General features: G+C 72.2%; 19 protein-coding genes. 13 read left to right on the top strand and 6 right to left on the bottom strand.

The genetic code is table 11. The annotated features are described in order from the left end of the window. The first annotated feature begins 18 nt into the window (after window positions 1-18). From NV263_RS10340 to NV263_RS10315, 6 genes are all read left to right on the top strand, one after another. Window positions 19-525 (top strand): aminotransferase class III-fold pyridoxal phosphate-dependent enzyme, encoded by a 507-nt coding sequence (locus NV263_RS10340; RefSeq protein ID WP_263252548.1) that lies wholly within the window; start codon window positions 19-21, stop codon window positions 523-525. Then, window positions 522-1,367 carry an aminotransferase family protein gene (locus NV263_RS10335; RefSeq protein ID WP_263252546.1) on the top strand — a complete coding sequence of 282 codons (846 nt, stop codon included), beginning with the start codon at window positions 522-524 and terminating at the stop codon, window positions 1,365-1,367. The genes NV263_RS10340 and NV263_RS10335 overlap by 4 nt, the downstream gene beginning before the upstream one ends. Beyond that, entirely contained in the window at window positions 1,364-2,776 is a 1,413-nt protein-coding gene (locus NV263_RS10330; RefSeq protein ID WP_263252544.1) for a purine-cytosine permease family protein, read from the top strand. The genes NV263_RS10335 and NV263_RS10330 overlap by 4 nt, the downstream gene beginning before the upstream one ends. Beyond that, window positions 2,773-4,416 (top strand): amidohydrolase, encoded by a 1,644-nt coding sequence (locus NV263_RS10325; protein WP_263252543.1) that lies wholly within the window; start codon window positions 2,773-2,775, stop codon window positions 4,414-4,416. The genes NV263_RS10330 and NV263_RS10325 overlap by 4 nt, the downstream gene beginning before the upstream one ends. Next, the gene (locus NV263_RS10320) at window positions 4,413-5,876 is read left to right on the top strand and encodes an APC family permease (RefSeq protein WP_263252541.1); all 1,464 of its coding nucleotides are present in this window, start codon (window positions 4,413-4,415) and stop codon (window positions 5,874-5,876) included. The genes NV263_RS10325 and NV263_RS10320 overlap by 4 nt, the downstream gene beginning before the upstream one ends. Window positions 5,877-6,013: 137 nt before the next feature. Continuing rightward, window positions 6,014-7,000 carry a hypothetical protein gene (locus NV263_RS10315; RefSeq protein ID WP_263252539.1) on the top strand — a complete coding sequence of 329 codons (987 nt, stop codon included), beginning with the start codon at window positions 6,014-6,016 and terminating at the stop codon, window positions 6,998-7,000. Between the two features lie 70 nt (window positions 7,001-7,070). On the opposite strand, the gene NV263_RS10310 is transcribed toward NV263_RS10315, so the two are convergent. Then, entirely contained in the window at window positions 7,071-7,346 is a 276-nt protein-coding gene (locus NV263_RS10310) for a cupin domain-containing protein (protein WP_263252538.1), read from the bottom strand. Between the two features lie 106 nt (window positions 7,347-7,452). Between NV263_RS10310 and NV263_RS10305 the strand changes: the two genes are divergently transcribed. The 3 genes from NV263_RS10305 (at window position 7,453) to NV263_RS10295 (ending at window position 8,724) form a co-directional block, all read left to right on the top strand. After that, window positions 7,453-7,836, top strand: coding sequence for a carboxymuconolactone decarboxylase family protein (locus NV263_RS10305; RefSeq protein WP_263252536.1), 384 nt, complete (start codon window positions 7,453-7,455; stop codon window positions 7,834-7,836). Between the two features lie 193 nt (window positions 7,837-8,029). Beyond that, on the top strand, window positions 8,030-8,221 hold the full coding sequence (locus NV263_RS10300; RefSeq protein ID WP_263252535.1) for a ubiquitin-like protein Pup: 192 nt from the start codon (window positions 8,030-8,032) through the stop codon (window positions 8,219-8,221). 131 nt (window positions 8,222-8,352) lie between these two features. Next, on the top strand, window positions 8,353-8,724 hold the full coding sequence (locus NV263_RS10295; protein WP_263252533.1) for a CBS domain-containing protein: 372 nt from the start codon (window positions 8,353-8,355) through the stop codon (window positions 8,722-8,724). Between the two features lie 280 nt (window positions 8,725-9,004). Here the strand turns inward: NV263_RS10295 and NV263_RS10290 are convergent, their stop codons facing one another. Together NV263_RS10290 and NV263_RS10285 are read right to left on the bottom strand one after the other, a co-directional pair. Beyond that, window positions 9,005-11,398 carry a right-handed parallel beta-helix repeat-containing protein gene (locus NV263_RS10290; RefSeq protein ID WP_263252531.1) on the bottom strand — a complete coding sequence of 798 codons (2,394 nt, stop codon included), beginning with the start codon at window positions 11,396-11,398 and terminating at the stop codon, window positions 9,005-9,007. 40 nt (window positions 11,399-11,438) lie between these two features. Beyond that, window positions 11,439-13,880 carry a helix-turn-helix transcriptional regulator gene (locus tag NV263_RS10285; protein WP_263252529.1) on the bottom strand — a complete coding sequence of 814 codons (2,442 nt, stop codon included), beginning with the start codon at window positions 13,878-13,880 and terminating at the stop codon, window positions 11,439-11,441. A gap of 205 nt (window positions 13,881-14,085) precedes the next feature. On the opposite strand from NV263_RS10285, the gene NV263_RS10280 reads away from it, so the two are divergent. Continuing rightward, window positions 14,086-16,806: an AAA family ATPase gene (locus tag NV263_RS10280; RefSeq protein WP_263252527.1), complete on the top strand. Its 2,721-nt coding sequence runs from the start codon at window positions 14,086-14,088 to the stop codon at window positions 16,804-16,806. Between the two features lie 21 nt (window positions 16,807-16,827). Here the strand turns inward: NV263_RS10280 and NV263_RS10275 are convergent, their stop codons facing one another. The 3 genes from NV263_RS10275 to NV263_RS10265 all read right to left on the bottom strand — a co-directional run bounded on the left by NV263_RS10275 (window position 16,828) and on the right by NV263_RS10265 (window position 21,721). Next, a complete protein-coding gene (locus tag NV263_RS10275; protein ID WP_263252526.1) occupies window positions 16,828-18,039 on the bottom strand; it encodes a helix-turn-helix domain-containing protein in 1,212 nt (403 codons plus the stop codon). A 1,149-nt stretch (window positions 18,040-19,188) separates the two neighbouring features. Next, window positions 19,189-20,274 carry an NAD(P)-dependent alcohol dehydrogenase gene (locus tag NV263_RS10270; protein WP_263252523.1) on the bottom strand — a complete coding sequence of 362 codons (1,086 nt, stop codon included), beginning with the start codon at window positions 20,272-20,274 and terminating at the stop codon, window positions 19,189-19,191. Between the two features lie 271 nt (window positions 20,275-20,545). Then, the gene (locus NV263_RS10265; protein ID WP_263252521.1) at window positions 20,546-21,721 is read right to left on the bottom strand and encodes a GAF domain-containing sensor histidine kinase; all 1,176 of its coding nucleotides are present in this window, start codon (window positions 21,719-21,721) and stop codon (window positions 20,546-20,548) included. Window positions 21,722-21,866: 145 nt separating this feature from the next. Between NV263_RS10265 and NV263_RS10260 the strand changes: the two genes are divergently transcribed. The 3 genes from NV263_RS10260 to NV263_RS10250 all read left to right on the top strand — a co-directional run bounded on the left by NV263_RS10260 (window position 21,867) and on the right by NV263_RS10250 (window position 25,757). Next, window positions 21,867-23,498, top strand: coding sequence for a sigma-54-dependent Fis family transcriptional regulator (locus tag NV263_RS10260; protein WP_263252520.1), 1,632 nt, complete (start codon window positions 21,867-21,869; stop codon window positions 23,496-23,498). An 85-nt stretch (window positions 23,499-23,583) separates the two neighbouring features. Beyond that, window positions 23,584-25,032: an aldehyde dehydrogenase family protein gene (locus NV263_RS10255; RefSeq protein WP_263252517.1), complete on the top strand. Its 1,449-nt coding sequence runs from the start codon at window positions 23,584-23,586 to the stop codon at window positions 25,030-25,032. Between the two features lie 2 nt (window positions 25,033-25,034). Continuing rightward, window positions 25,035-25,757, top strand: coding sequence for a response regulator (locus NV263_RS10250; protein ID WP_263252515.1), 723 nt, complete (start codon window positions 25,035-25,037; stop codon window positions 25,755-25,757). Window positions 25,758-25,831: the final 74 nt, after the last annotated feature.

The following is a 25,831-nucleotide window of genomic DNA, read 5'->3' as shown; positions in this document are numbered from 1 at the left end:
GACCAGGAGGAAACCGCTGTGCACCGCACCGATCTGGCGGCGCTCGACCGCGCCCACATCATCCACCCCTACCTGCCGTCCAGCGCCACCGAGCGGGTGATCATGGTCGAAGGCGAAGGCTCCCGGCTGCGCGACAGCCACGGCCGGGAATACCTGGACGCCACCGGCGGGCTGTGGCTGGCGCAGGTGGGGCACGGTCGCGCCGAGCTCGCCGACGTCGCCCGCGAGCAGATGGCCCGCCTGGAGTACTTCACCAGCTTCTGGGAGTTCTCCAACGACCGCGCCGTCGAGCTCGCCGAACGGCTGGTGTCGATCAGTCCCGAACCGCTGGACCACGTCTACTACACCTCGGGCGGTTCCGAGGGCAACGAGGCCGCCATCAAGATGGCCCGCTACTACCACCACCGCCGCGGCGAGTCCTCGCGGACCTGGATCCTCGGCCGCCACCGCGCCTACCACGGCATCGCCTACGGCGGCGGTTCGGTGACCGGTTTCGACCTCTCCACGACGGATTCGGGCCGATGATGCCGCACGTCGCCCACCTCACCCCGCCCTGGCCGTACCGCGCGGAGCTGTTCGACGGCCGCGACTGCACCGACTTCTGCATCGCAGAGCTGGAGGAGACGATCGACCGCATCGGCGCGCAGAACATCGCGGCGATGATCGGCGAACCGATCATGGGCGTGGCGGGCATGGTCGTGCCGCCCGACGACTACTGGCCGCGCGTCGCGGAAGTGCTGCGGCGCAACGGGATCCTGCTCGTCCTCGACGAGGTCGTCACCGCCTACGGACGGGTCGGCACCTGGTTCGCCGCCGACCACTTCGGCGTGCGCCCGGACATCGTGGTCACCGCCAAAGGCATCACCAGCGGCTACCTGCCGCTGGGCGCCGTGCTGGTCGCCGACCACGTGGCCACCGAACTCGGCCGCGACCACGGCTTCCCGATGGGCTACACCTACAACGGCCACCCCACGGCCTGCGCGGTGGCACTGGCCAACCTCGACATCATCGACCGCGAAGGTCTGGTCGAACGCGCCCCGAAGATCGGCGACTTCCTCGCCGCCGAACTGCGCCGCGCACTGGCCGACGTCCCGCTGGTGGGCGAAGTCCGCAACGTCGGCATGATGCTGGGCGTCGAACTGGTCGCCGACCCGACAACCCGCGAACCGCTGCCCGGCATCCAGCACATCGCCGACACCATCCGCGCCGAGCACGGCGTGATCGTCCGCGACGCGGCCACCGCTCTGGTCCTGTCCCCCGCGCTCACGCTCGGCGAAGCCGAGGCGACCAGGATCGCCGAGTCCATCGCGGAAGTCCTGTCCAGGACCACGCCCGACGGCACCGTGCACCGGGGTGCGGCGAGATGACCGGCGGTCGTCTGTTCACAGTGGAGCGTCAGACCATCGCTCCCATCCCGGAAGACGAACGGCACGGGACGAGCAGGGGCCTGGTGGCCATCTGGTTCGGGATGAACATGACGCCGCTGGCGGTGGTGACCGGCGCGACGGCCACCACCGTGCTCGGCTTGTCGCTGGGGTGGGCGATCGTCGCCGTGCTGGTCGGGAACATGCTCGGTGGCATCGGCATGGCGCTGCACGCGGCGCAGGGGCCGCGGCTCGGCGTACCGCAGATGCTCCAGGCGCGCGGTCAGTTCGGCGCGTACGGCGCGGCCGTCATCGTGCTGGTCGCACTGGTGATGTTCGTCGGCTACTTCTCGTCGAACCTGGTGGTGGCCGCCGGATCGGTGCACCAGATCGCACCGGGCATGGACGAGGTGGGCACGCTCCTGCTGTGCACCGCGATCAGCCTGGTCGTCAGCGTGTTCGGGCACGACCTGGTGCGCCGGATCACCGCGTGGAGCTCCTACGTCGTCGGGGCGCTCGTGCTGGTGGCGTTCGTGCGCCTGCTGTCCGGCGGGGCGCTGGGGGCGGTCGTGCACGAGGGCCGGTTCAGCGCCTCGGGATTCCTGGGCATGCTGGCGATCGGCGTCGTGTGGCAGCTGACGTACGCACCCTACGTCTCCGACTACTCGCGCTACATGCCGCGCGACACCGGAGCGCGGGGCGCTTTCTGGGGCTCCTACAGCGGATGCGTCGCCAGCAGCGCGCTGCTGATGGTCCTCGGGGCGGCCGTCGGGCTGGCCTCGCACGGCGCCGACACCATGAGCGGGCTCGACGAGTTGCTCGGTCCGCTGATCGGCTTCGTCGTGCTGTTCGGGTTCGCGCTCGCCGCCACCGCCGGTAACTCGGTGAACGCCTACTGCAGCAGCCTGTGCGCCCTCACCCTCGGCGAGACGTTCCGACGCGGCTGGGTGCCCGGGGTCCGGGCCCGCCTGGCGACGACGGCGGTCCTGCACCTGGTGGGGCTGTGGATCGCGGTCGAGGCGCAGAGCGGGTTCGCCACCGCCTACTTCAGCTTCCTCAGCATCCTGCTGTACGTGCTCATCCCGTGGTCGGCGGTGAACCTGGTCGACTACTACCTGGTCCGCCGTGGTGACTACGACGTCGACGCCTTCTTCCGCGCCGACGGCGGCGGTTACGGCCGCTGGAACGCCGGTGCACTGCTCGTCTTCGCGCTGGGCGCGCTGCTGCAGATCCCCTTCATGATGACGAATGTCTACACCGGACCGATCGCCACCGCGCTCGGCGGGGTCGACGTCGCCTGGCTGGTCGGGCTGGCCGTCTCGTGCGTCCTCTACCACCAGCTGGCGCGCCGGCGTCCCGCGCTGGTGCGGTTGCAGCCGACGACCGCGGCGGAAACGGAGGTGGTGTCGTGACCCGCGCGGATCTCGTCTTCCACAACGGACCCGTGCACACGATGGACGGAGGCCGGGCGAACGCGCTGGCGGTGGCCGGTGGTCGGATCATCGGCCTCGGCGACGACGAGGTGCGTCCGCTGCTGGGTCCCGGAACCGACGTCGTGGACCTGCGGGGCGGTGCGCTGCTGCCCGCGTTCCAGGACGCCCACGTGCACCCCGTGATCGGCGGTCTTCAGCGGTTGGAGTGCGACCTCACCGACCTGCACGGACTGGCCGACTACCTCGACCGCATCCACGCGTACGCGGCGTCGCTGCCCGGCGAGGAGTGGATCAGGGGCGCGGGCTGGTACGGCGACGTCTTCCCCGGCGGGTTCCCGTCCCGCACCGACCTCGACGCCGTCACCGGCGCCCGCCCGGCGGTGTTCACCAGCCACGACGGCCACGGCGCCTGGGTGAACACCGCCGCGCTGCGGCGGGCCGGGATCACCCGCGACACCCCGGATCCGCCGGACGGCCGGATCCTGCGCGACGCGGACGGCCGACCCACCGGAATGCTCGTCGAGGGAGCCGTCGAGCTGGTCACCCGGCTGCTGCCGCCGCCGGGGCGGCGGCGCATCGAAGAGGCGATCCTGCAGGCACAGCGGTACCTGCACGGCCTCGGCATCACAGCCTGGCAGGACGCGGCGGTCGGGGACGCGTTGGGCATCCCGGACCCCTTCGACGCGTACGCGTCGCTCGCGGACCGCGGACTGCTGACCGCGCGCGTGGTCGGCGCGCTGTGGTGGCGACGGGGAGTGGGCGTCGAGCAGGTCGCCGAACTGGTGGACCGCCGCGACGGCATCGTCCACGGCCGGTTCCGGCCGACCGCGGTGAAGATCATGCAGGACGGGGTGTGCGAGAACCTCACCGCCGCGGTGCTCGAACCGTACCGCGGGCACGGGCACGAGCGGGGCATCAGCTTCATCGACCCGGCGGAGCTGGCCGAGGCGACCGCCCGGCTCGACGCAGCAGGTTTCGACGTGCACTTCCACGCGGTCGGCGACCGGGCGGTCCGCGAGTGCCTCGACGCCGTCCGCGCGGCGGAGCGCGGGACCGACCGGCGCCACCAGATCGCGCACCTCGACCTCATCGACCCGGTGGACGTGGTGCGCATGCGCGAACTCGGTGTGATCGCCAACATCCAACCGCTGTGGGCGCGCAACGACCCCGTGCTCGTCGACACCAAACTGCCCTTCCTCGGCGAGGAGCAGCAGCGGCACCACTTCGCGTTCGGTTCGCTCGCACGGGCGGGGGTGCCGCTGGCGGCGGGCAGCGACTGGCCGGTGTCCAGTCCGAATCCGCTGTGGGGCGTGCACGTCGCGGTCAACCGCACCGCACCGCCGGACGACCCGCACGCCCAGGACCACCGCTCCCGGCACGATCCGCTGCTGCCGGAGCAGGCCGTGACCGTCGGCGCGGCGCTGGCCGCGTACACCAGCGGGGCGGCCCGCGCCAACCACCTCGACCACGAAACCGGAACGCTCAGCCGCGGCCGCGCCGCCGACCTCGTGGTGCTGGACCGGGACCCCTGCGCGGTCCCGGCCGACGAACTCGGCACCCTGCGGGTCGTGACGACCGTCGCCGACGGCCGCGTCGTCCACCAGTCGGAGGTCCCATGACCAGCACGCACACTCCGCTCGCCGGCGGCGAGATCGGCAACGTCCGCCGCAACCTGCGCCGCGTGGACACCATCTTCTTCGCCATCGCCGCGATCATCTCGCTGGACACGGTCGGCCAGATCGCCACTTCCGGCGCCGAGGCGTTCACCTGGACGGCCGTGCTGGTGGTGACGTTCCTGTTCCCCTACGGGCTGGTGATGGCCGAGCTGGGCAGCGCGTTCCCGCAGGAGGGCGGGCCGTACGTGTGGCTGCGGCTGGCGTTCGGGCGGTTGGCCGCCGGCGTGGGCACGATGCTGTACTGGATCACCAACCCGGTGTGGCTGGGCGGATCGATCGCGTTCCTGGCCGCGACCACCTGGGAGACCTACCTGGTGCCGACCGCGTCCGGCAGCATCGGCGACTACGCGTTCAAGCTGGTGTTCATCTGGGCGGCCATCCTGGGCGCGATCGTCAGCCTGCGGCACGGCAAGTGGTTCGTCACGCTCGGCGCGATCGTCAAGGTCGCGCTGGTGCTGCTGTTCGCGGTCACGGTCGTGATCTACGCCGTCCACAACGGAATCCACGGGAGCACGAGCTTCCTGCCCACCGTCGCCGGATTCCTCGGCGTGGTCCCGGTGCTGATGTTCGCGCTGGTGGGCTTCGAAGCGCCCAACGGCGCCGCGGAGGAGATGCACAACCCGCGGCGGGACGTGCCGATCATGGTCGCGACCTCCGGGGTGATCTCCGCGCTGTGCTACCTGGTTCCGGTGCTCGGCATCGTCGCGGTGGTGCCGGTCGACCGGATCAGCGGGCTCGGCGGGTTCATGGACGCGGTCCGCGAGGTCTTCTCCGTCTACGGCAACGCATCCGGCGCGATGCTGTCCGCCGCCGCGGCGGCGTTCGTCGTGGTGCTGTTCAACCAGGGGTGTTCGTGGATGATGGCGTCGGACCGGGTGCAGGCCGTCGCCGCCGCGGACGGGGCGTTCCCCCGCTGGTTCGGCGCGTTCCACCCGAAGCTGAGCACGCCGGTGCGGGTGAACCTGCTGTCCGGTGTGGTGGCCACCCTGTTCACGCTGGCCGCCACGCAACTCCAGCGCGGCGCGACGTCGGCCGTGTTCGCCGTGGTGCTCAACATCGCCGTCAGCACGCTGCTGATGTCCTACCTGCTGATCTTCCCGGCGGTGCTGCGACTGCGCAGGCTGCACCCGGACGTCGAGCGGCCCTTCCGGGTGCCGGGCGGCGGAGTCGGGCTGGCGGTGTGCTTCGGCGCGATCTACCTGTGGGTGCTGCTCGGGGCGTGGCAGACCGTCGCGCCCGGTCTGCTGGAGCACCTGTTCGGCGTGCCGTACGACTTCGCGAAGTCCTGGAACGTCTCCCGCCTGACCTTCGAGTCGTTCACCTTCGGCACCCTCGCGGTGATCGTGGCGTTCGCCCTGGTCGGCTACGCGCTCGCCCGGCGTCGCGCACCCGCGCGCAGCTGAACCACCCCGGGGCCGTGGATGCGGTTGTCGCTCCCGTCGTCCTCGCGCCGGGAACCCGTCCCGCCCGCCGCACGTCCGATCTCCGCACGCCCCGAGAGGAACACCTGGGGGGAGAACCGGACATCAGGGGAGACGTCATGAAATCGACGATCCGCAAGACCGCCACGACCGCGTTGGCGGCCGCGCTGGCGCTCGGCGGTGCGGCGGTCGTGCCCGCCACCGCGACCGCCGCGGGAATCAAGTGCGACTCCACCGGTGGCGGCGACAGCAGCTTCTACCAGGGCGAGTCCGCCGGGAAGGTCTACAACGAGAAGTTCGGTCGTGGCCCGGAAATCCCGGGTCTCGGCGACTTCGTGCCGCAGGGCCTCACCACGTGGCACGACTGGGACGGTGGCAAGGACCTGCTGCTGATCACCGAGTACGAGGCGAACGGCAAGTCCGCCCGCATCTACGGGGTCGACCCCGCCAACGGCAAGACCGTCGGAAGCGTGCCGATCGCCTACTCGCACGTCGGCGGCATCGCGGTCGCCAAGGGCTGGGTGTTCGTCTCCGGCAAGCAGTCCGGGAAGTGGCACACCATCCGCAAGTACAAGGCGTCCGAGGTGGCCGAGGCGCTGAAGGAGAAGAACCCCGGTGTGCTCGCGCAGACCGGCAAGGCCCGCGAGGTCTACGGCTCGTCCTTCCTGACCGCCGACGGGGACGTGCTGTACTCGGGCAGGTTCAACGCGCACGGCCGGGACGCGATGTACGCCTACCGGGTCGCCGCCGACGGCTCGCTGACCACCGGCGAGAAGTACGAGGTCCCCAAGCGCACCCAGGGAATGATGGTCGCCGGCGACCACTTCTTCTACAGCACCTCGTCCGGGCGGCAGAACCGCAGCAACATCTACGTGGTCGACAAGGGCGCCACCGACATCGACAAGTCCGCCAAGTGCTTCCGCGCTCCGAGCCTGGCCGAGGGCATCACGAACGACAAGGGCACCACGTACCTGCTGTTCGAGTCCGGCGCCGACAAGTACCGGCGGACCCCGTGCAGCGAGGACCGGTCCCGCGACCGCAAGTGCACGCGCAACGTCATCCGGAACCTGCACACCGCCCAGACCGCGGGTCTCCCGGCGTTCTGAGCTGCCGCGGAGGTCGCGCTCACGGGCCGTGCGGGCGGGGGGAGTCCCCGCGCCAGCACGGCGGATGGGCTCATCGCTGGTGGGCGGCTCGGTACTGCTCGTCGGTGACGGGTTCGAACCACGTGGTGCCGTCGCGGGTGACCACCAGGCCGATCCCGTCGGTGACGTGCAGGGTTTGGCCGACGGCGTGGGAGTGCCAGTTCGTGCGGGCACCGGGGGTGAAGCGCACGCGGCTGACGATCAGCCGCGACGGGTCCTCCCCGCGGTGGATCGGGTTGACGTAGACGTCCCCGGTGAAGTTGGTGTCGGGAGCTTTGGCGGTGGGGCTGGTGGGGTTGCGTTCCATCCGCGTTGTTCTCCTGGGGCGGATCGGTGTGCCTTTGGTCCGCCCGGCCGCCTGATCGCCGAAACCTCGCCCTCCCACCCGGCGACGACAGCGGGTTGCATCGGCTGTGACCAGGGCATTCGGACCAGTTCCCGCCGAATCCAGCCCCCTCCCGACCGCACCCCAGGAGCCCACCCGCCCATGTCCGCTCCGGTCGCATCCGGTAACCGGCATCCCGACCCCGCCACCGCACCCGCCACCGGGCGGGCGCGGTCGGCGCTGGTCGCCGCCGTGGCCGCCACGACCGCGCTCGCGGCCCTGCGACTGCACCCCGCGTGCACCACGCTGCGAGGCGCACGAGCAGCTCACCTACCACCTCGGCCTGGCCAGGGACAACGGGCTCAGCGAGGACGAGCTGACGGAGGTCATCACGCACCTGGCCTTCTACGCCGGCTGGCCGAAGGCCATGTCCGCGATGGCCGTGGCCAAGCAGGTCTTCCGCAGCGCGTGACACCCGCCCGGTGCGCGGCGCCGTCTCGCACGCCCCCGGGGCGACGTCCGCGTCGACTCCGGGAGCCCTACCGGTCGGTAACCCGCCGGATCGGGCGCGGGGGTGCCAATCGGCCCTGTCGGGTGGCCGCCGCGCGTGGTGACCCTTGCCCACGGCGGCGCCATCGGCACGCGGACCAACCAGGAGGCCGACCATGCACCAGGAAAAGCCCCGGCGGTACGAACGCGATGACGACGACGAGTCGACCGAGCCCGCTCCCACCGGGCGGGACCGCCGCGCGGATCTCGACGACTCGACGGAGGAACTGCTGACCGAGATCGACGACGTGCTTGAGGAGAACGCGACCGAATTCGTGCGCTCCTACATCCAAAAAGGCGGCGAATGAGCGGTGGGCACCGGCGACCGCGGCCCGTTCCGAGGGCCATCGGCCCTGCTCGGGCCGGTCGGTGCTCGCCACCGTGACGTGGCAGGCGCGCGCGGGGTACGCCGCGAGCGCGCCGTGAGGAGGTGGTCCCGGTGCGGGTCGAAGAGGCTTACCGACCTGGGACGCTGACCTGCGAGGCCGGCTCGACCCTGGAGGCGGTGGCGACGCGGATGCACCGCGAGCAGGTCGGCGTTCTCGCCGTGTTGGAGGCCGACCGCATCGTCGGCATCATTTCGGAGCGCGATCTCGTCCGCGCCATCGCGGAGCAGGCGGACCTGCCCACCACGCCGGTCACCCGGTACGCCACGAAACGGCTGGAAACCGCCGAGTTCGGCGAGGACACCCGCGACGTGGCGCGGCGGATGCTCAACGCCGGCGTCCGGCACCTCCCGGTGTTGCGGGGCGGCCTGGTGGTCGGCGTCGTCTCGATGCGCGACCTGCTGGCCGTCGAGGCGTGGCTGTGACGCCGTCGGAGCAGCGGTTGCGGTGATCGATGTGGCCGCGCCGGCCGCCGCCGGGGTGGACGACCGGTTCCGGCCGCGGGCGCGATCAGCGGATGCAGCCTCGACGCCGGCGGGCGTGGCTACCGCAACAGCTCGAAACGACGTGCTCGTCACCGACCTGTCCCCCGCCGACTCCCGCCTCGCCCCCTACCGCGACCACGTCGAACTGCTGTGAGCGCAACGGCTTCGCACGGCGGGAGCGCGGGGATCGCGCGGTGCGCTGGACGGCGCGTCCTGCCGGTCAGGCGACCGGCGTGTTGAACAGGACGTCCTCGGCGCGCAGGCGGGTCAGGTCCGCGGGCGACACCGACGGCGACAGCGCCAGTCGGGAAGCCTGCCTGTCCACGATGAGTTCGAAGGTCTTGCGGGCGGTGCGGCCGTTGCCGAAGGTCTCGTCCTTGGGCATGTCCTCGAAGTAGCCCGCGAGGATGTCCGCGGCGTCGTCGTCGAGCTGGTAGTCGTGCCGGGCGCATTGCTGCCGGACGATCGTGACCAGCTCGGACGCCGAGTAGTTGGAGAACTCGATGGTCCGGTTGAAGCGCGACTCCAGGCCCGGGTTGCTCGCCAGGAAGTCGGCCATCTCCCGGGAGTACCCGGCGACGATCACGACGACCTCGTCGCGGTGGTCCTCCATCAGCTTGACGAGCGTGTCGATCGCCTCGCGGCCGAAGTCCGGGCCGGTGCCGCCCTGCTGCGAACTCAACGTGTACGCCTCGTCGACGAACAGCACGCCGCCGAGCGCCTCGCGGAACGCCTCGGTGGTCTTGATCGCGGTGCCGCCGACCACCTGGGCGACCAGGTCAGCCCGGGACACCTCCACGAGGTGGCCGGAGGTGAGCACGCCGAGTTCGGTGAGGATCGCGCCGTAGAGCCGCGCCACGGTCGTCTTGCCGGTGCCCGGTGCGCCCGCGAACACCAGGTGCCGGCTCATCGGCGGCGCCGACAGCCCCGCCTGCTCGCGGAGCTTGGCCATCCGGTTCAGGTTGACCAGCGTGGTCACCTCGCGCTTGACGTTCTCCAGGCCCACCAACGCCTGGAGTTCCTCGGCCGGGCGCCGCTCGTCGGACCGCGCCCCGCCGGACGCCTGCGGTGCGGCCTGTTCGGCGGCCGCGACCTGCGCGGCGCCGTAGGCGTCGGCGAAGGCGTTGCCGCCGCTGGTGGTGTTCTCGACGGTCACGGCGTCGGAGGCGACCTGCTGGCGCACGCCCGCCCCGCCGTTGTCGCGGAGCGCGCAGTCGCGGACGACGACCTCGCGGTCGGTGTCGATGCGGACGCCGTCACCGTCGTTGCCCAGGAACTCGCAGTCGGAGATCCGCGCCTGCGACGCGGCACCGACGTGCGCGCCGTGGCCGGAGGCGGCGCGGACCCGGCACCGCGACAGCTCGCCGCCGGCTCCGTCCACCAGGCGCACGCCGTCGCCGCCGCAGCCGTGCAGGTCCCCGTCGACGACGGCGACCTTGCCGCCCTCGACGAGAATCCCCGGTCCTCCCCCGGCCCGGGTGCTGAAGCCGCGCAGCAGCGCGTGCGCACCGGAGACCACCGACACCGCGGCCCGCCCGGCCGCTTCCACCTCGACGCCGTCCAGCCGCGCCCCGCCCGTGCCCCGCACGACGACGCCGCTACCGCCGCAGTCCCGCACGGACATCCCGCGCAACGCGGGCTCCTGGTGCGCGGCGAGCACGACACCGTCCTCCCGGCACGCGCGGACCCGCAGGTTCTCGCAGTCGAACGCGGCGTTTTCCACCACCACCCCGCATGAGTCCACATCGGACACGGCGCAGCCTTCGAGGACCGCGCGGCCCGCTCCGGCGAAGCGCATCCCGTTCCGCGCGCCGCGCACCTCGCAGTCGCGCAGCGTCGCGTTCGTCGCACCGCTGGCCAGAATTCCGTCCTCGGCGGCCCGTTCCACCGCGCAGCCGGTGAGCGCCACCGACGAGGTCGTGTTCAGGAACAGCCCCAGCCCGCCGGCCCCGCGCACCGAGACCCGGTGCAGCTCGGCCGTCGCGGACTCCTCGACGGCGACCGCCGGTTTCTCGGCGCAGTCGGCGATCGTGGTGCCGGTCGCGGCGAAACGCGCGGTGCCGCTGAGGAAGAAGCCGTTGCCGCCGCTGCCGCGGACCTCGCCACCCGACACGTCGAGGCGCCCCTGCCCGGTGACCACCACCGCGGACGTGCCGAGCCCGTCGAACACCGAGTCGTGCACCGCACCGCCCACCGAGGAGGTGACCACAACACCCGCGCCCGCCGGGTTGCGCACCGTCGAATCGCGCATCACCAGGCTGCCGGTGCCTTCGGCGAACACCGCCGCCCACGAGTCGGCCCGGACCGCGCACTCGACCAGCGACAGGCGCCCCGAGGACACCAGCACGCAAACGTCCTCGGGGCCGCCGGCGTCCAGGTCGACACCGGTGACCGACACCGCCGCCGCCTCGACCCGCACCGCGGGACCGACCGCGGAGCTGATCCGGACGGTGCCCGGGCCGTCCTCCGCGGCGATGGTGACCGGCCTGGTCAGCACCAGGTTCTCGCGGTAGTGCCCCGGTCCGACGCTGATCACCGCGCCGTCCGGGGCGACGCTGACCGCCTGCGAAACGGTGCGGTACCCGCCGGGCACCGCCTGGGAAACCGTGATCATGTCCTCGTCTCCTGCCGCGGCGCGGTCGTCGGCAACGCCCTCACGCCGTCACCTCCCCGATCCGCCCGTCGAGCCACGCGGCCACCAGCTCGACCCGGGTCCGGCACCCGGTGCGGGCGAAGATCCTGGTGAGGTGGCTTTCCACCGTCTTCTCGCTGACGTGCAGCACCGCGGCGATCTGGCGGTTCGTGCACCCGTCGCTGACCAGCTCGACCATCCGCGCCTCGATCTCGCCGAAGCTCTCCGAGCGGGCCCGCTGCTGGGGCACCACCACCCCGTGCTGCCGCATCGCCTCGGCGAGCTGCACCCTGCTCTGCGCCGAGCCGTACCGCCGGGTCAGCTCGTACATCTCGGACAGCCAGGGACCGGGGTCGTCGCTGAGTTCGCTGAGCGCCAGGCAGGCCCGGGCGACCGAGTTCAGGTCCCCGCTGCCGCGGGCCAACCGCAGGGCTTCGGCGAGGGCGGCCCGGTCGTGGTGCACCAGACCACGCGCCAGCAGCACCGCCGTCCGCGAACGCCGGTGGCGCACCAGCGCGTCGAGGTCCTCCAGTTCGGCCAGCCCGAGTTCGGCGCAGTGCTGCTCGCCTTCCCGGACCGCGCAGTCGACCAGCCTGCCCAGCAGCACGTCCAGCCCGGACGTGCGGCCCTGCTCGCGGTGCCACCGGTACTCCCGCCAGCCGCCGTCGAGCGCTTCGGCCGCGCGGCCGGTGCGGTAGCGCAGCCCGCAGCGCGCCCAGCTCACCAGGTGGCCGGCGAAGACCTCGTGCGAGACGCCGCGCAACCACGCGTCGGCCCGCTCGTGGTCGCCCGCGCGGGAGCACGCCTCGGCGGCGATCGCGCGGGCGAGCCGGCGCGGTGGGGCGTCGCGGCGCTCGGGAGCGCGGGCCTCCATCCGACGCGCCCACGACAGGGCCGCGTCCCAGTCGCCCTCCCGGTAGGCGCGCAACACCCGCCGGTACCCGGCGAAGTCGCTGTCGGTGGAGGTCCGGCACGCCGTGCGCGGGAAGAACTCCAGGACCGTGGCGAGGTCCCCGTGGGCGGCGGCGTCGCGCAACGCCTCCAGCCGACCCGGCGGCAGCTCGGCGTCGTCCACCGGCGGTCCCGACAGGGCCGCCAGCAGGCTGAAGAACGCTCCCGGCGTCGTGGGCCCGAGCCGGTCGAGGTGTCGGGCCAGGGCGTCCCAGCGGCCCGCGGCGTAGGGCTGCCACGGGTCCGGAGCGCCGAGCTCGCGCAGCACCGCGGTCATCTCCGGCGGTTCGCAGCGCCGCCATTCGTGCAACCGCGCCGCCAGGTACGTCGCGGCGAGTTCGCCGAGCACCCCCGGGTTCGCGGTCCCGTCCCGGACCAGGGAGGGCAGGTCCCGTTCCAGTTGGTCGCAGACCTCGTCGAACCGGCCCTCGGCGACCAGGTCGCGGACCCGTGCCGGGGTCACCGCGCGGGGTGGGACCGCCCGCTCGCGGACCGCCGCGGACCGCAGCGCGGCGGTCAGGGCCGGGACCGCCAACGACACCGCGTCCCCCGTCGCCGAGACCGACACCGCACCGGCGGCGACGAGTTCGTCCAGCAGCGTTCCGGCTTCTCCCAGATCCGCGCCCCGGTGTTCCAGGTCGCGCACCAGGTCGTCCAGCCCCAGCGGCCGGGGCGTGAGCACCGCCGCGAGCGCGGCGGCGCTGGGGTGCCACCGGAACAGCCGGACGAACTCGTCTTCCGCCGGCAGCGCGATCTCGTCGTCACCCCGCAGGCACCAGTGCTCGTCGACGACCACCAGGCGTCCCGCCTCGCGCAGCGACCGCAGCGTCGGCAGCACGACACCGGGATGGCCGAACAGCGGGCCGAGCGCCGTGCGCAGCGCGGCGACGAGCGTGTCGTCGAGCGGATGGCGGGGCAGCCGCCGGGACAGCACCCCGCGAACGTCCTGTTCGGACAGCGGGCCCAGCGCGACGGACTCGTCGACCAGCACGTCCAGCGGTGTCGCGGCGGCGCCGCGGGCCGTGAAGACCACCGAGACGCCGCCGTTGCGCGCCATCTCCGCCACGGGCGCGAGCACGTCCGACGTCGCGGCGTCGCAGCGGTCCGCGTCGTCGATCGCCACCACCCCGCACCGGTCCCCGCCGACCGCCAGCGCCACGGCCCGGCCGACCTCGTGCGCCAGCGCCAGGCCCTCGGGGCGTCCGCGGCGGGCGCGGAGCGAGCTCGCGGCGGCGATGCTGTCCATCAGCCGGGGGCTGGCCGTGTGGCCGTACCGCTCGCGCACCGCGTCGAGCAGCACGTCGAGCAGCGGCCGCTCGACGGGGACGCGCAGGACCGGTCGGCCGCCGCGGCGCCAGGTGTGGCAGGCGGTGTCGAGCAACGCCGTCCGCCCCACACCGGCCCCGCCCCGGACCGCCACGACCGCTGCCCGTCCCGGCGGCCGCAGGACGTACTCGGTCAGCAAGGCCAACTCCCCGTCCCGGCCGACGACCTGGGCGCCCTCCCGGCTCATCCGTTCCTTCCTCCCGTGACTCGACGTGTTCCCGCCGAGCACACAACCAACGCCGTCCGGCCCGCACAACGCCTCCGGCCTTGATACCCCCCATGTGCAGGTGGTGACCGGGCTCCGGGACGCACGATGCTCAAGATGCAGGGAGATCCCTCGCTTGCCCACCGGCGCCGCTCCGCGCGGCACGAGACGAGGAAGGACACCGGCCGTGACCCACGGCACCGCCGCACTCAGCCACCCACCGGAGCGGACGTGCCCGCGCGTCGTGCTCGCCCCGCCGGAGCGGAACCGCATGGCCGGACGCGACGACCTGCTGCGCGACGTCGGCGACGCCGTGGGCAGCGGCGCGGTGTCGTTCGTGGCGCTGGGCGGCACGGTGGGTTCGGGACGCTCGACCCTGCTCGACGCGGTCGACGAGGCCCTGCGGCAGCAGGAGCACCGCACGGTGCGGGTCCGCTTCACCGAGGTCGACCGCCGGACCCCCTACCGGGCGGTGCACCGGGTGCTCGCGAAACTGGTCGCCTGCCAGCACGGCCGGACGCGCGAGCGGGTCGAGCACCTGCTCGGCCTCACCGCCCGGCTGGCCGAGCACGCCGACGACGAGCTGACCGCCTGCCGGCTCGCGACGGCGCTGTCGTCCGCGCTCGCCGCGCTCGGCCCGCTCGTCGTGCTCCTCGACGACGCGCACTGGGCCGACGACGCGTCCGCGGCACTGGTGCCGGACCTGGCGCGCCGGCTCGTCGGCACGCGGTGCACCCTGGTCGCGACCTATCGAGTCCACAAAGGACAGAAGTCGGCGGTCCTCGACGCGGCCCGGAGGTCCGGGCACGCGCTGGTCCGGATCGTGCGGCGGTTCACCGCGCGGCACACCGCGCAGGCGCTGACCGATCTGCTCGGCGCCGCTCCCGACGCGGCGCTGAACGCCGAACTGCACCGCCTCAGCGCGGGATGCCCCGCGTGGTTGGCGTCGTTGGCGGAGAGCTACCGCGACCGCGGGGCGGTGTGCTTCGTCGACCGCCGCGCCGTGCTGCGCCCGGACCCGGCGCCGATCGCGCTGTCCCACCCGCCGTTGGCCGCCGAGGAGGGCACGCGCCGGAAGGTCCTGCGGTGCCTGGCGGTCTACGACGGCGTGGGGCGCGACGCGCTCCCCCTCGCGGCCCGCGCGCTCGGACTGTCCGAACAGGACGTCGTCGACGTCGTCGACGATCTGGTCGCAGCGGGCGTGCTGACCGACCGGACGGGGCGCTTCGCCGTTCCGGCGATGGCACTGGCCGTCCGCGCGGCCACCGGGCCGTTCGAGCGGCGGCGGATCGCCTCGGTCGCCGTGCACGCCTGGTGGAGCGGCGAGATCCGGGGCGACGACGACGTGCTGGCGGACCTGCTCGCCGAGGCGGGTTCCCTCGCTGGCGCGCCGCGGGCGCACCGCGAGCTGCTCGACCGCGCGACCGATCCCCGCTTCGCCGCCGACCCCCGCGTGCTGCGCTGGTCCGCCGCCGCCGCTTCGCTGGCGCGGACCCGTCGGCAGCGGGCGCGGGCGCTCGCCCGGCACTGCGCGGCGGGCGTGCGCCACGGGCGGATGCGCGAGGCGCTGGGCAGTTCCCGCGAACTGCTGTCCGCTGGCGTGCCGCCGCTGCCCGAGCCGGAGCGAGACGTGCTCGCGCTGCACCACCTGCTCGCGCTGGCCGCCTGCGACGGGCGCGCCGAACTCGCGCGGATCGCCGACGGCGGTGCCGCGTGGCTCCCGTCGGGCGGAGCGGGGCGCGACGCGCTCCGCGCGGTCGCGTGGTGCCTGCTGGACCGGTGGGCGGACGCGGCTCCGGAGCTGCGCCGCCTGCGCACGGCGGACCTGGAACCGGAGCTCGCGCTGTGGTGCCGCCGGTTCGACGCGACCGCTTCGGTCCTGCTGGGCACCTCCCCCGGACCGCGCGGCCCGGAGAGCCGGTCCCTGCTGCTCGCGGTCGGGGACGGTGCCGAACTTCCGGACCGGGGGCTCGACACCGCACTCCCGGACCGGGTGCCGCGCGCGGACCTCCTCCAGTTGCAGTGGTCCTCGGGGCGCTGGGAGGAGGCGATGAGCACGGCCCGGCAGGACCTCTGCGCCGGGTCCACCGACCCCGACCCGGTGGTGGCCGCGTTCGCCCGCAGCACCGCGATCCGCCTGCTGACGGCGCTGGGCCGGCTGGGTTCGGCGCGGGAACTGGCCGAACAGGCCCCGCGGGCAAGCCTGGCGCACGTCGTCGACCACGCGCACGCCACCGCGCTGCGGCTGCTCGGCGAAACCGACGAGTCGGAGCGGTTGCTGCGGTCGGCGCTGCGCAACGCCACCGCCCAGGGCGTCGTGCTGGGCACCGAGGTGCTGTGGGCGGACCTGGCGCGCCTGCAGGCCGGACGCGGGGAGCACGAGGCCGCCGAACGCAGCCTGCTGCGCACCGAACGAGCCGCGCACCGCGTCGGCACCGGCAGCGCCGAACTGGAGAGCCTCATCGCGCGGGCCGCCGTGCTGGGCGACCGGTCGAGCGCGCAAGCCGCGGTGGAGCTGGCCCGCCGGCGCCGCTCCCCCTTCGAATGCGCCGTCACGTTCCTGCGGCTGGTGCCGACCGGGCTCGTGACCGACCGCTTGCTCGCGGAGGCGTACGACCTGCTCGGAGAACTGGGCGCGCTGCTGTGGCGGGCGCGGCTGCGCAAGTGCATGCAGGAGCACCGGGTGAGCGTGCCGGGCCGGACGGCGGCGCGGTCCGAGAACGACCGCCTGCTCGCCGTGCTGGTGGCCGAGGCGTTGAGCAACAGGCAGATCGCCGCCGTGTTCAGCACCACGGAGAAGAGCGTGGAAGCCCGGCTGACGCGGATGTTCGCGCGCACCGGCTACCGGTCCCGGGTCGAACTGGCCGCCGCGCTGCTGCGCCGGGACTTCCCCCTCGACGACGACTGACGGCCACGCCGCAGCGGCCGTTCACACCCGAATTCCGGCCCAGCGGGCGAAACTTGCCAGAGTGTCCGTCGCGCGCCTATCGGCCTCAGCGATCGCCCGCACGGTTTCACGAACCGATGGATGCATTCGTGTCTGCTGGGGGCTTATTCGGCGAGCATGGTTCAGTTCGGTCAGGGATCGTTCGCGGTTCCCGTGCAGAAACCATGCACGCGCTTGGTCGATGTGGTGGTGCGCTACCCGCTCTGGGCGCGTACGGTCGACGATGGCGAGCTTGGAGGCACGATTGACGGATTCCGAACCGTCGTACATCTCGACTGGTATTGCGCACCAATGGATCGCAACGTTGAGCTCGCTCGCATCCGTGTTCTGGTACGGCGTCGGTTCGCACCCACTGCTGACCAGTCGTCGAGCCTCTCGAACGTGGTCATCAGCCCGTGCACCGTCTCCCCCCCTGGCGGCCATGACTGCCGCGCGAAGGTGCAGTTGTGCGGCCATTCCGTTCGCCTTCGGGCTCCTCGACTCCTGCTCCACTCCAGCAATCGCGCGATCGAGAAGCCGATTGCCAGCCGAGTAACGGCCGTTCTGCAGGAAATATGTGGAACGGTGCCAATCGGACAGGGCAGCCCTGAGTGGATCGCCCGTGTAGGGCGCTAGGAAGATGTGGCGCTCGGATGCCACAGCGGCAATATCCGCGTGTCGAAAGTGACGTCCGACGTTCGCGGCGAGCCTGTAGGCATCGTGCAACATCGCTCGCGCAATCTCGCCCTCCTCTGTTCCTGACGCGGTGCGATCGACGTATGCAAATAGCTGATGCATCGTCCCCGGAAGAGACAGGGCAAGATCTGAGAACTTCTGAGCACGACGTCGTTGCTCCAGACTGTTCAGCCTCTTTCGGAGAGAGGACCCAGTCAGCGGCTTGCCGGTCGGTTGCGGATCATCGAAGGAATGTAGCGCTTCCCTGAGTTCTCCGATATCCGCTATTTCACTGTGCAGCTCGGTAACGTTCTCTTCGGGGTTGACTCCGTACAGGTCCTGCACTTCGACACCAAGCGCTTGGGCGCAGGACGCTACGAACGCCGCACTGGGGGGAGTCCTGCCCTGCTCCACCTGCTTCACGAGCGACGTGGAGATGAAGGCACGCGCTGCGAGCTGATGCTGCGTCCAACCAGCAAGTTTGCGCAGCTTCGCGACCCGTGAGCCTACCCGTTCGGCCTCACCGCCCATGTTGACCATTGTCCCCTCGTTGTCCCTCCACCGCCAAGAACCCCAATAGCGTCCTGTTCGACTCCAACAGCACTGATCGCAGACCGACATGGGGGTTCCGGTGGAAGCCGAAGACGCAGTTCAGCGAAGCGTGACCATGGTGGGACACGATCTCATTCCCACATACGCCGACGGCGCTGGGGAAGTGTCCTGTCAGTTCTCCCCCACCGTGCGGCCGTACTCAATGCGGTCCCAGGTGATCTACCTGCTTCAACAGGCGGAGAACGCGACGAGGGAGCAGGCGAACGCTCTCGTCATGCACAAGTCCCACGACGACGAGCTGTCCGACCTCGCAGAGGGACTGGTAACGACCGCGAAGTTCATCAGGCTGTACCTGCACCAGGACTCGACCGGGAGTGCTGAATGACCGGCGACCGCGTGGTCTCGTCGGGATACCGGGCCGGGCTGTTCACTCCGCTCACACCGCAGGACAGCACCACGGGTCCGCCTACCGTCCGGGTGATGTGGACCGATCACGAGGGCACCTCTCACGAGCGTCAGCCGGGCACCATCGCGACGACGCGGTGCGGCCTGGCCATGGGCGCGTCGAACACCCCGCGTGCCCGCCCCTGCCGGGTATGCATCGAGGCCGCCTTGGCCGAGGACGCTCACGCCCACCAGGCCCCCAGGTACGTGCACGCCTGCTGACGGCCCCCAAGGCACGGCCCGATGTCGCGTCTGTGCCGTCGCAGTCCCCCGACCCGGCATCGGTCCGTTCGCGGCCGGTTGGCGTTCTTGCGGACAGGCGCCAACCGGCCGCCTCCAAGAGAAGCAGAGAGTGAGCAGGCGCGTGAGCGACAGCGAAAACAGGTTCGTTCGACGCGAGGCCGATCCGTGCGTCTGCTGGATCTTCCGCCCGTTGCCGACCAGCGAGCGGATCAGGACCGTTGTCATGTCCACACCGGACAGTCACGGTTCCCGCCGCGAAGGGCTCTCGCTTCATCGCCCTGTCTCGCGAGGAAAGCCCCGACGCTGTGTGCATTGGCAACACGAGTCGGGGCTCTCCCGAGGAGGCGCTGTGGCGCGGTCAGCACCTCCTCCGGGGCGGTCGGGTGACGGGGCGGGCGGCCGCCGAGGTTCCGCCACTCCGCCACCCACGACGAGTTCGACCGCGGACTTTCAGGACTCGAAGGTGAGCACCGCCTTGGCGACCTCGCCGTGGTGGGCGGCGTCGATCGCCTCGTTGATCTGCTCGAAGGTGAAGGTGCTGATGAGCTTGTCGAACGGGAAGCGGCCCTGCAGGTACAGCTCGATCATGTGCGGGATGAAGTCGCCGGGCACCGCGTCGCCCTCGATGACACCGACCAGGGAACGGCCGAACAGCAGGTGCCCCTGGTCGATCGTCACCTCGTTGTTCATGCCCTGGAACCCGACCGTGGCGCACACGCCGTACGACTGCAGGCACTCAAGCGCCTGCCGCACCACCTGCGGCAACCCGATGCAGTCGACGGAGTAGCGGGCGCCGGTGCCGCCGGTGATCTCGCGGATCGCCTCGACCGGGTCCACGGCCTGCGGGTCGACGGTGTGGGTGGCCCCGAACCGGGTCGCCAACTCCCGCCGGCTCTCCTTCGGGTCCACCGCGATGATGGTGGAGCAGCCCGCGACCACGGCCGCCATGATCGCGCTGAGCCCGACCGACCCGGCGGCGAACACCGCGATGCTCGACCCCTCCTCGGGGTTCAGCGAGTTCAGCACCGCACCGGCGCCGGTCTGCACCCCGCAGCCGAGCGGCCCGAGCAGCTCCAGCGGCAGGTCCGGGTTGACCTTGACCGTGTTGTTCTCGCTGGCGATGGCGTGCCGGGCGAAGGACGACTGGCCGAAGAAGTGCCCGAAGACCTTCTCGTCACCGCGGCTCAGCGGCGACGACCCGTCCAGGCGGGCGCCGACCAGGTTCAGCGGCACGAAGTTGCGGCAGTGCACGTTGATCCCGCTCGCGCAGTGATCGCAGTCGTGGCAGGAGTTGTAGCTCAGCACCACGTGGTCGCCGGGCGCCACCGAGGTGACGCCCTCGCCCACGGCCTCGACGACGCCGGAGCCCTCGTGCCCGAGCACGACCGGCAGCTGCTCCGGGGCCGCGGTGGCGATCACGCCCAGGTCGGTGTGGCAGACCCCGACGCCGACCATGCGGACCAGGACCTCCCCGGCGCGGGGCTGTTCGATCTCCACGTCCTCCAGGACCAACGGGTTGCCGGTTTCACGGAGCACTGCTGCGGTGGTCTGCATTGAACGGTCCTTTCCGTGATGTTCGTTCACTAGCGGTGACCGGTCGCAGCATGGTCCACCGAACAGATCAGCGAGCACCTCCAGCTGGAGGGTTTCGCGGCCCCAGAGCCTGTCTTTGAACTCGTCTTGGGCGGCGGTGCCGGTGGCGGAACCTCAGCGGCCCGCCCGTCACCCGACCACCCCCCCAACGAGGCCCTGACGCGCCACAGCCACACCGGCTCCGGCTTCCGGGAGCAGGTTCGAAGACAGGCGCTCACACCGGCACCCGTGCCCGCCAGACCGTTCCGCCGTCGGCGCTGGCCCGGACCTGGAGCGTGCCGCCGATGCGCGCGAGGGACTCGGCGACGCTGCGCAGCCCCATCCCGTCCGACTCCGGCGCCGCCACCTCGGTCAGCGGGTCGAAGGACCGCGGGATGCCCACCCCGTCGTCGGTCACGGCGATGCTGAGCAGTCCGTCGTCGACGGAGACGCTGACCGCCACCGACGTCGCCTGCGCGTGCTTCTCCACGTTCAGCAGCGCCTCGCGGACCGCGGCGAGCAGCACGTTGATGCGGTGCTGCGGCAGCACCGGCAGGTCGCCGAGGCTGACCAGGTGCGCCCGGACCCCGGAGCGCTCCTCGAAGGCGTGGCAGTCGGCCTGCAGGGCCACCGACAGCGCCAGTTCGGTGGGCGAGGCCCGCAGGGCGCGCAGCGATTCGCGCAGCAGCCGGCTGGCTTCGGCGGCCTGCTCCTCGATCCGGTTCAGCCGCTGCACCAGCGCGCGGTCGTCGCCGAGGTGCTCGTGCATGTCCCGGGCACCGGCGCCGATCGCGAACAGCATCGCCCCCACGGTGTCGTGCAGTTCCACCGCCATCCGCCGCCGCTCCTCGTGGGCGGCGATCTCGGCGCTCCGCTGCTCGCGCTCGGCGACCGACGCGGCCAGCGCGGCGCTGTTGGCCACGGCCACCACCCGCTCCACTGCCCGGCTGCCGAACGCGCCGGGTATCCTCACCCCCGCCGACAGGACACCGATCGTCCGGCTGTCGCTGACGATGGGGACCGCGATGAGCCGGGTGACACCTTCCTCGTCAATCTCGCGGTCGAAGTCGTGGGTGATCAGTTGCGAACCGAAGTACTCGTCGACCCATTCCACCGAGCCGCGCGCGAAGACCTTCCCGGTCAGGCCCGCGCCGCGCGGCACGGGGAGGTCGCGCAGCAGACCGGTTCGCGTACCGCCGGCCGCTCTGATCCGCAGCTGCGACTCCTGGTCGGGCACGCCGATCCAGGCGATGGTGAAGTCGGCGTCCTCGGCCAGCAGCCGATCCACCGAACGCCGGATCGCCAGGGACCGACATCCCGCGGTCGCCGCCTCCGAATACAAGCGGTCCAGTTCGGCCAGCCGTGCCAGGCTCTCCCGCACCTGCTCCTGGGACCGCTCGTCCCGCCGCATGTCGACTCCTCCGCTCGCCGGTGCCATTCCTACCGGTGTACGTCGGCGGCGCGGCGGAAACCACCCCCGAATGGAGGGTTGCTCCCGGCGGCCGTCCCTTGCCTCGATGAACACGACCGATCCGCACGACACCAGAGGAGGAGCCGTGCCGTCTGAACCCGGCGAGACCGCGCTGCGTCCCGAGATCCGCCTCTCCTGGCACCGGGCCCGGATCAGCGGGCTCGCTCCGGACACCCCGCTGCACCGGGTGCGGCTGGCGGAGGTGGACCAGCAGAGCCGACTCGTCGCCGCGGCGGCTCCGGTGCTCGACACCGTGGCCTCGCAGCTGGCGGAGACCGGGTTCAGCGTGCTGCTCGCCGACGCCCAGTCCCGCATCGTCGATCGGCGGTTCGGGCAGACGCGGCTCGGGGACGCGCTCGACGAGGTGCGCGCGGTGCCCGGCAGCCAGTACCTGGAGGACAGCACCGGCACGAACTCGCTGGCCACCACCTACGAGACCCGCCGCGGCGTCTTCGTGACCGGGGAGGAGCACTACCTGGAGCCGCTCAAGCAGTTCTGCTGCTACGGGCACCCCGTCTGGCACCCGACCACCGGCAAGCTCGAAGGCGTGCTCGACGTCACCGGCTACGCCCGGGACGCCACGCCGCTGCTCGGGCCGTTCCTGCAACGCGCCGCGCACGACATCGAGCAGCGCCTGCTCGACGGGAGTCGCCGCAGCGAGAAGAGCATGCTCGCGGCCTACCAGTCCAGGACGGCCCGCACCGAGGCGCCGGTGGTCGTGCTCGGCGAGGGGTTGACGCTGGCGAACCCGGCCGCGACCGACCTGCTCGACCCCGCCGACTACGTCGCGCTGCGCTCGGCCGCGCGCGGCGGGCCCGCCCGGCTCGCCCTCGCGTCCGGCAGCGAGGTGCTGGTCACCGCGACCGCCGTCGAGGGCGCGCACGGGGCGGTGCTCTACGAGTTCTCCACTGTGGACGGTCAGCGCACCCCGCGGCGGCGGCGCATGTCGGCGGCCCGGGTCCAGGACCAGCTCGACGACCTCCGGTCGGTGCGCGGGCCGCTGCTGATCTGCGGCGAAATCGGCAGCGGGCGCACCACGGCGGCACGCGAACTCGCCGATGGCAAGCCGGTGCGCGTGCACGACGCCGTGCACCTCGGCGCGGCCGGGGTGCACGCGTGGTTGGCCCGGGTCGCCGTGTCGACGGGATCCGCCGGCCAGCTCACCGTGGTCGAGAACGTGCACCTGCTGCCGGAGAACGCGGTGAGCGGTCTGCTCTCCGTGCTCGACCACGCGACCGGTCAGGTCGTGCTGACCGGACCGCCGGTGGCGGAACTGGACGGGGAGCACACCCGGCTGCTGTCCCGCTGCCCGCACCGCGTCGACCTGCCGCCGCTGCGGCTGCGCCGCCAGGAGATCCCGGCGATGGTGTCGCGGTTGCTCGCCGAGCACCACCCCGGCACGCCGCTGCGCTTCACGCCGGACGCGCTGCGCTGCCTGGCCCGGCACACCTGGCCCGGCAACCTGCACGAACTCACGAGCGTGGTGCGGATGGCAGCCGAGCGGCGCGGCGCCGGTGACCTCACCCCGGCCGACCTGCCCGCCGCCTACCGGTCGCCGGGCCCGGGCAGGCGGCTGTCGCCCCTGGAGGAGGCCGAGCGCGACATCATCCGCTCCGCCCTGCGGCGCAACGGCGGGAACAAGGTGCGCGCCGCGGTCGAGCTGGGAATCGGGCGCACCACCCTCTACCGGCGCATCCGGGCTCTCTCGATCGAGTGATCGGTGTTCCAGATCGGAACATCGGCGACGGTGCGATCACCCCCACGATGTCACCAGCTGTGATCCGACGGATGAGGAGGGTGACGTGACGACGTCGCAGATCGACTTCGGCACCGACTACGTGATGACCGTCAACGGCGTGTCGGCCGACGCCGCGAGCAGGGTGGACGTGTTCAACCCGGCGACCAAGCAGGTCGTCGCCCAGGTTCCGGCCGCCGACCGCGACCAGCTGGACCGCGCCGTGGCGGCGGCGCGCGAGGCGTTCCCCGGCTGGGCGGCGACGCCGCTGGACAAGCGGCAGGCCGCCGTGCGCGCCATCGGGGAACGGCTGGAGGCGCACGCCGAGGAGTTCATGGCGCTGCTGACCACTGAGCAGGGCAAACCGCGCGCCGGGGCGGAGTGGGAGATCGGCGGGTCGGTGGCCTGGCTGAAGGCGATCGCCGAGCAGTCGCTGCCCGAGGAGGTCATCGAGGACACCCCGCAGCACCGGGTGGTGACCCGGTACACGCCGCTGGGCGTGGTCGGGGCGATCACGCCGTGGAACTTCCCGGTGCTGCTGGCGGTGTGGAAGATCGCGCCCGCGCTGCTGACCGGCAACTGCATCATCGTCAAGCCGTCGCCGTTCACCCCGCTGTGCACGCTCAAGCTCGGCGAGCTGGTGCAGGACCTGCTGCCGCCGGGGGTGTTCAACGTGGTCAGCGGGGACGACGACCTGGGCCGGTGGATGACCGCGCACGAGGGCATCGACAAAATCGCCTTCACCGGCAACACCGAGACCGGCAAGCACGTGATGCGCTCGGCGGCCGGGAACCTCAAGCGCCTCACCCTGGAACTGGGCGGCAACGACCCGGCGATCGTGCTGCCCGACGTGGACCCGGAGAAGGTCGCCCCGCAGCTGTTCTGGGCCGCGTTCCAGAACAACGCGCAGTTCTGCAACGCCGCGAAGCGGCTCTACGTCCACGAGGACGTCTACGACGAGGTGCTGGCCGCGCTCGTGGCCTACGCCCGCACGGTCAAGGTCGGCGACGGGTCCGAACCGGACACCGGGCTCGGCCCGATCCAGAACGAGCCGCAGTACCGGAAGGTCCGCGAGTACTTCGAGGACTGCCGCGCCAACGGCTACCGGTTCGCGCTGGGCGGCGAGATCGACGAGGACGCGCCCGGCTGGTTCGTGCCGGTGACCATCGTGGACAACCCGCCGGAGGATTCCCGCCTGGTGCGGGAGGAACCGTTCGGCCCGATCCTGCCGGTGGTCAAGTGGCGCGACGAGGACGACGTGGTGGCCCGCGCCAACGACACCGACTGGGGTCTCGGCGCCACGGTGTGGGGCAAGGACCTGGAGGCGCTGGAGCGCATCGGCCGCCGGATCGACGCCGGGACCGTGTGGCTCAACGAGGTGCACCAGTACTCGCCGCTGCAGGCGTTCGGCGGGCACAAGCAGTCCGGCATCGGCTGCGAGAACTCGGTGCACGGCCTCGTGGAGTACACCAACTGGCAGTCCATCACCCTCAACAAGGTCGCGGACGCGGTGTGACCATGACGACGAGCATCGAACGCTCGACGAAGCGGGCCGCGGTCCTGCCGGAACGGCGTCCGGACCGGCACGCCCCGGGGCGCGGGAGTGGTGACCTCGCCGCGCGCCCCGGGGACCCGGTCCGGGTGCTCGTCGTCGACGACCACCCGGTGGTGCGCGAGGGCGCGGGCATGCTGCTGGCGGCCAGCCGGGCGGTCCGGGTGGTGGGCGGCGCCGGTTCGGGCGCGGAGGCGATCGAACTCGCCGCCACCACCCGGCCGGACGTGGTGCTGCTCGACCTCCGGTTGCGGGACCTGCTCGCCCCCGAGGTCGTCGCCGAGCTGCGCCGCGTCGTTCCGGGAGTGCGAGTGGTGATCTTCACCGCCTATCCCGAGCACGCCGCGGTGCGGTCGGCCATCGACGCGGGAGCGCAGGGCGTGCTGCTCAAGGATTCCGCCCGCAGCGACATCGTGGGCACCGTGCTGGCGGCGGCGCGGGGCGGTGCCCCGCGCCCTCCCGCCCGCGGCAATCCCGTCGGCGACGACCGCGGCGGCTCGCTGATCACCGCCCGCGAGTACGACGTGCTGCGCCGGGTCGCGGTGGGTGAGAGCAACCCGGAGATCGCCGAGGCCATGTTCCTGTCCCGCAACACCGTCAAGAGCTACCTGCAGAACGCCTGCCGCAAACTGGGCGCGCGCAACCGGGTCGAGGCCATCGCCAAGGCCCGCGACCTCGGCCTGCTGTGAGACGCGGCTGACCCGATCCCGGCCCGAGTTCTCCCCGCGGAGAGCTCGGGCCGGAACGCTTCGTGGGGCGCGTG

Origin of the sequence: Saccharopolyspora rosea (assembly GCF_025643595.1) — a bacterium.
GTDB lineage: Bacteria > Actinomycetota > Actinomycetes > Mycobacteriales > Pseudonocardiaceae > Saccharopolyspora > Saccharopolyspora rosea.
The sequence above is the reverse complement of the archived record's forward strand: the minus strand, read 5'-3'. Positions and strand labels throughout refer to the sequence as shown.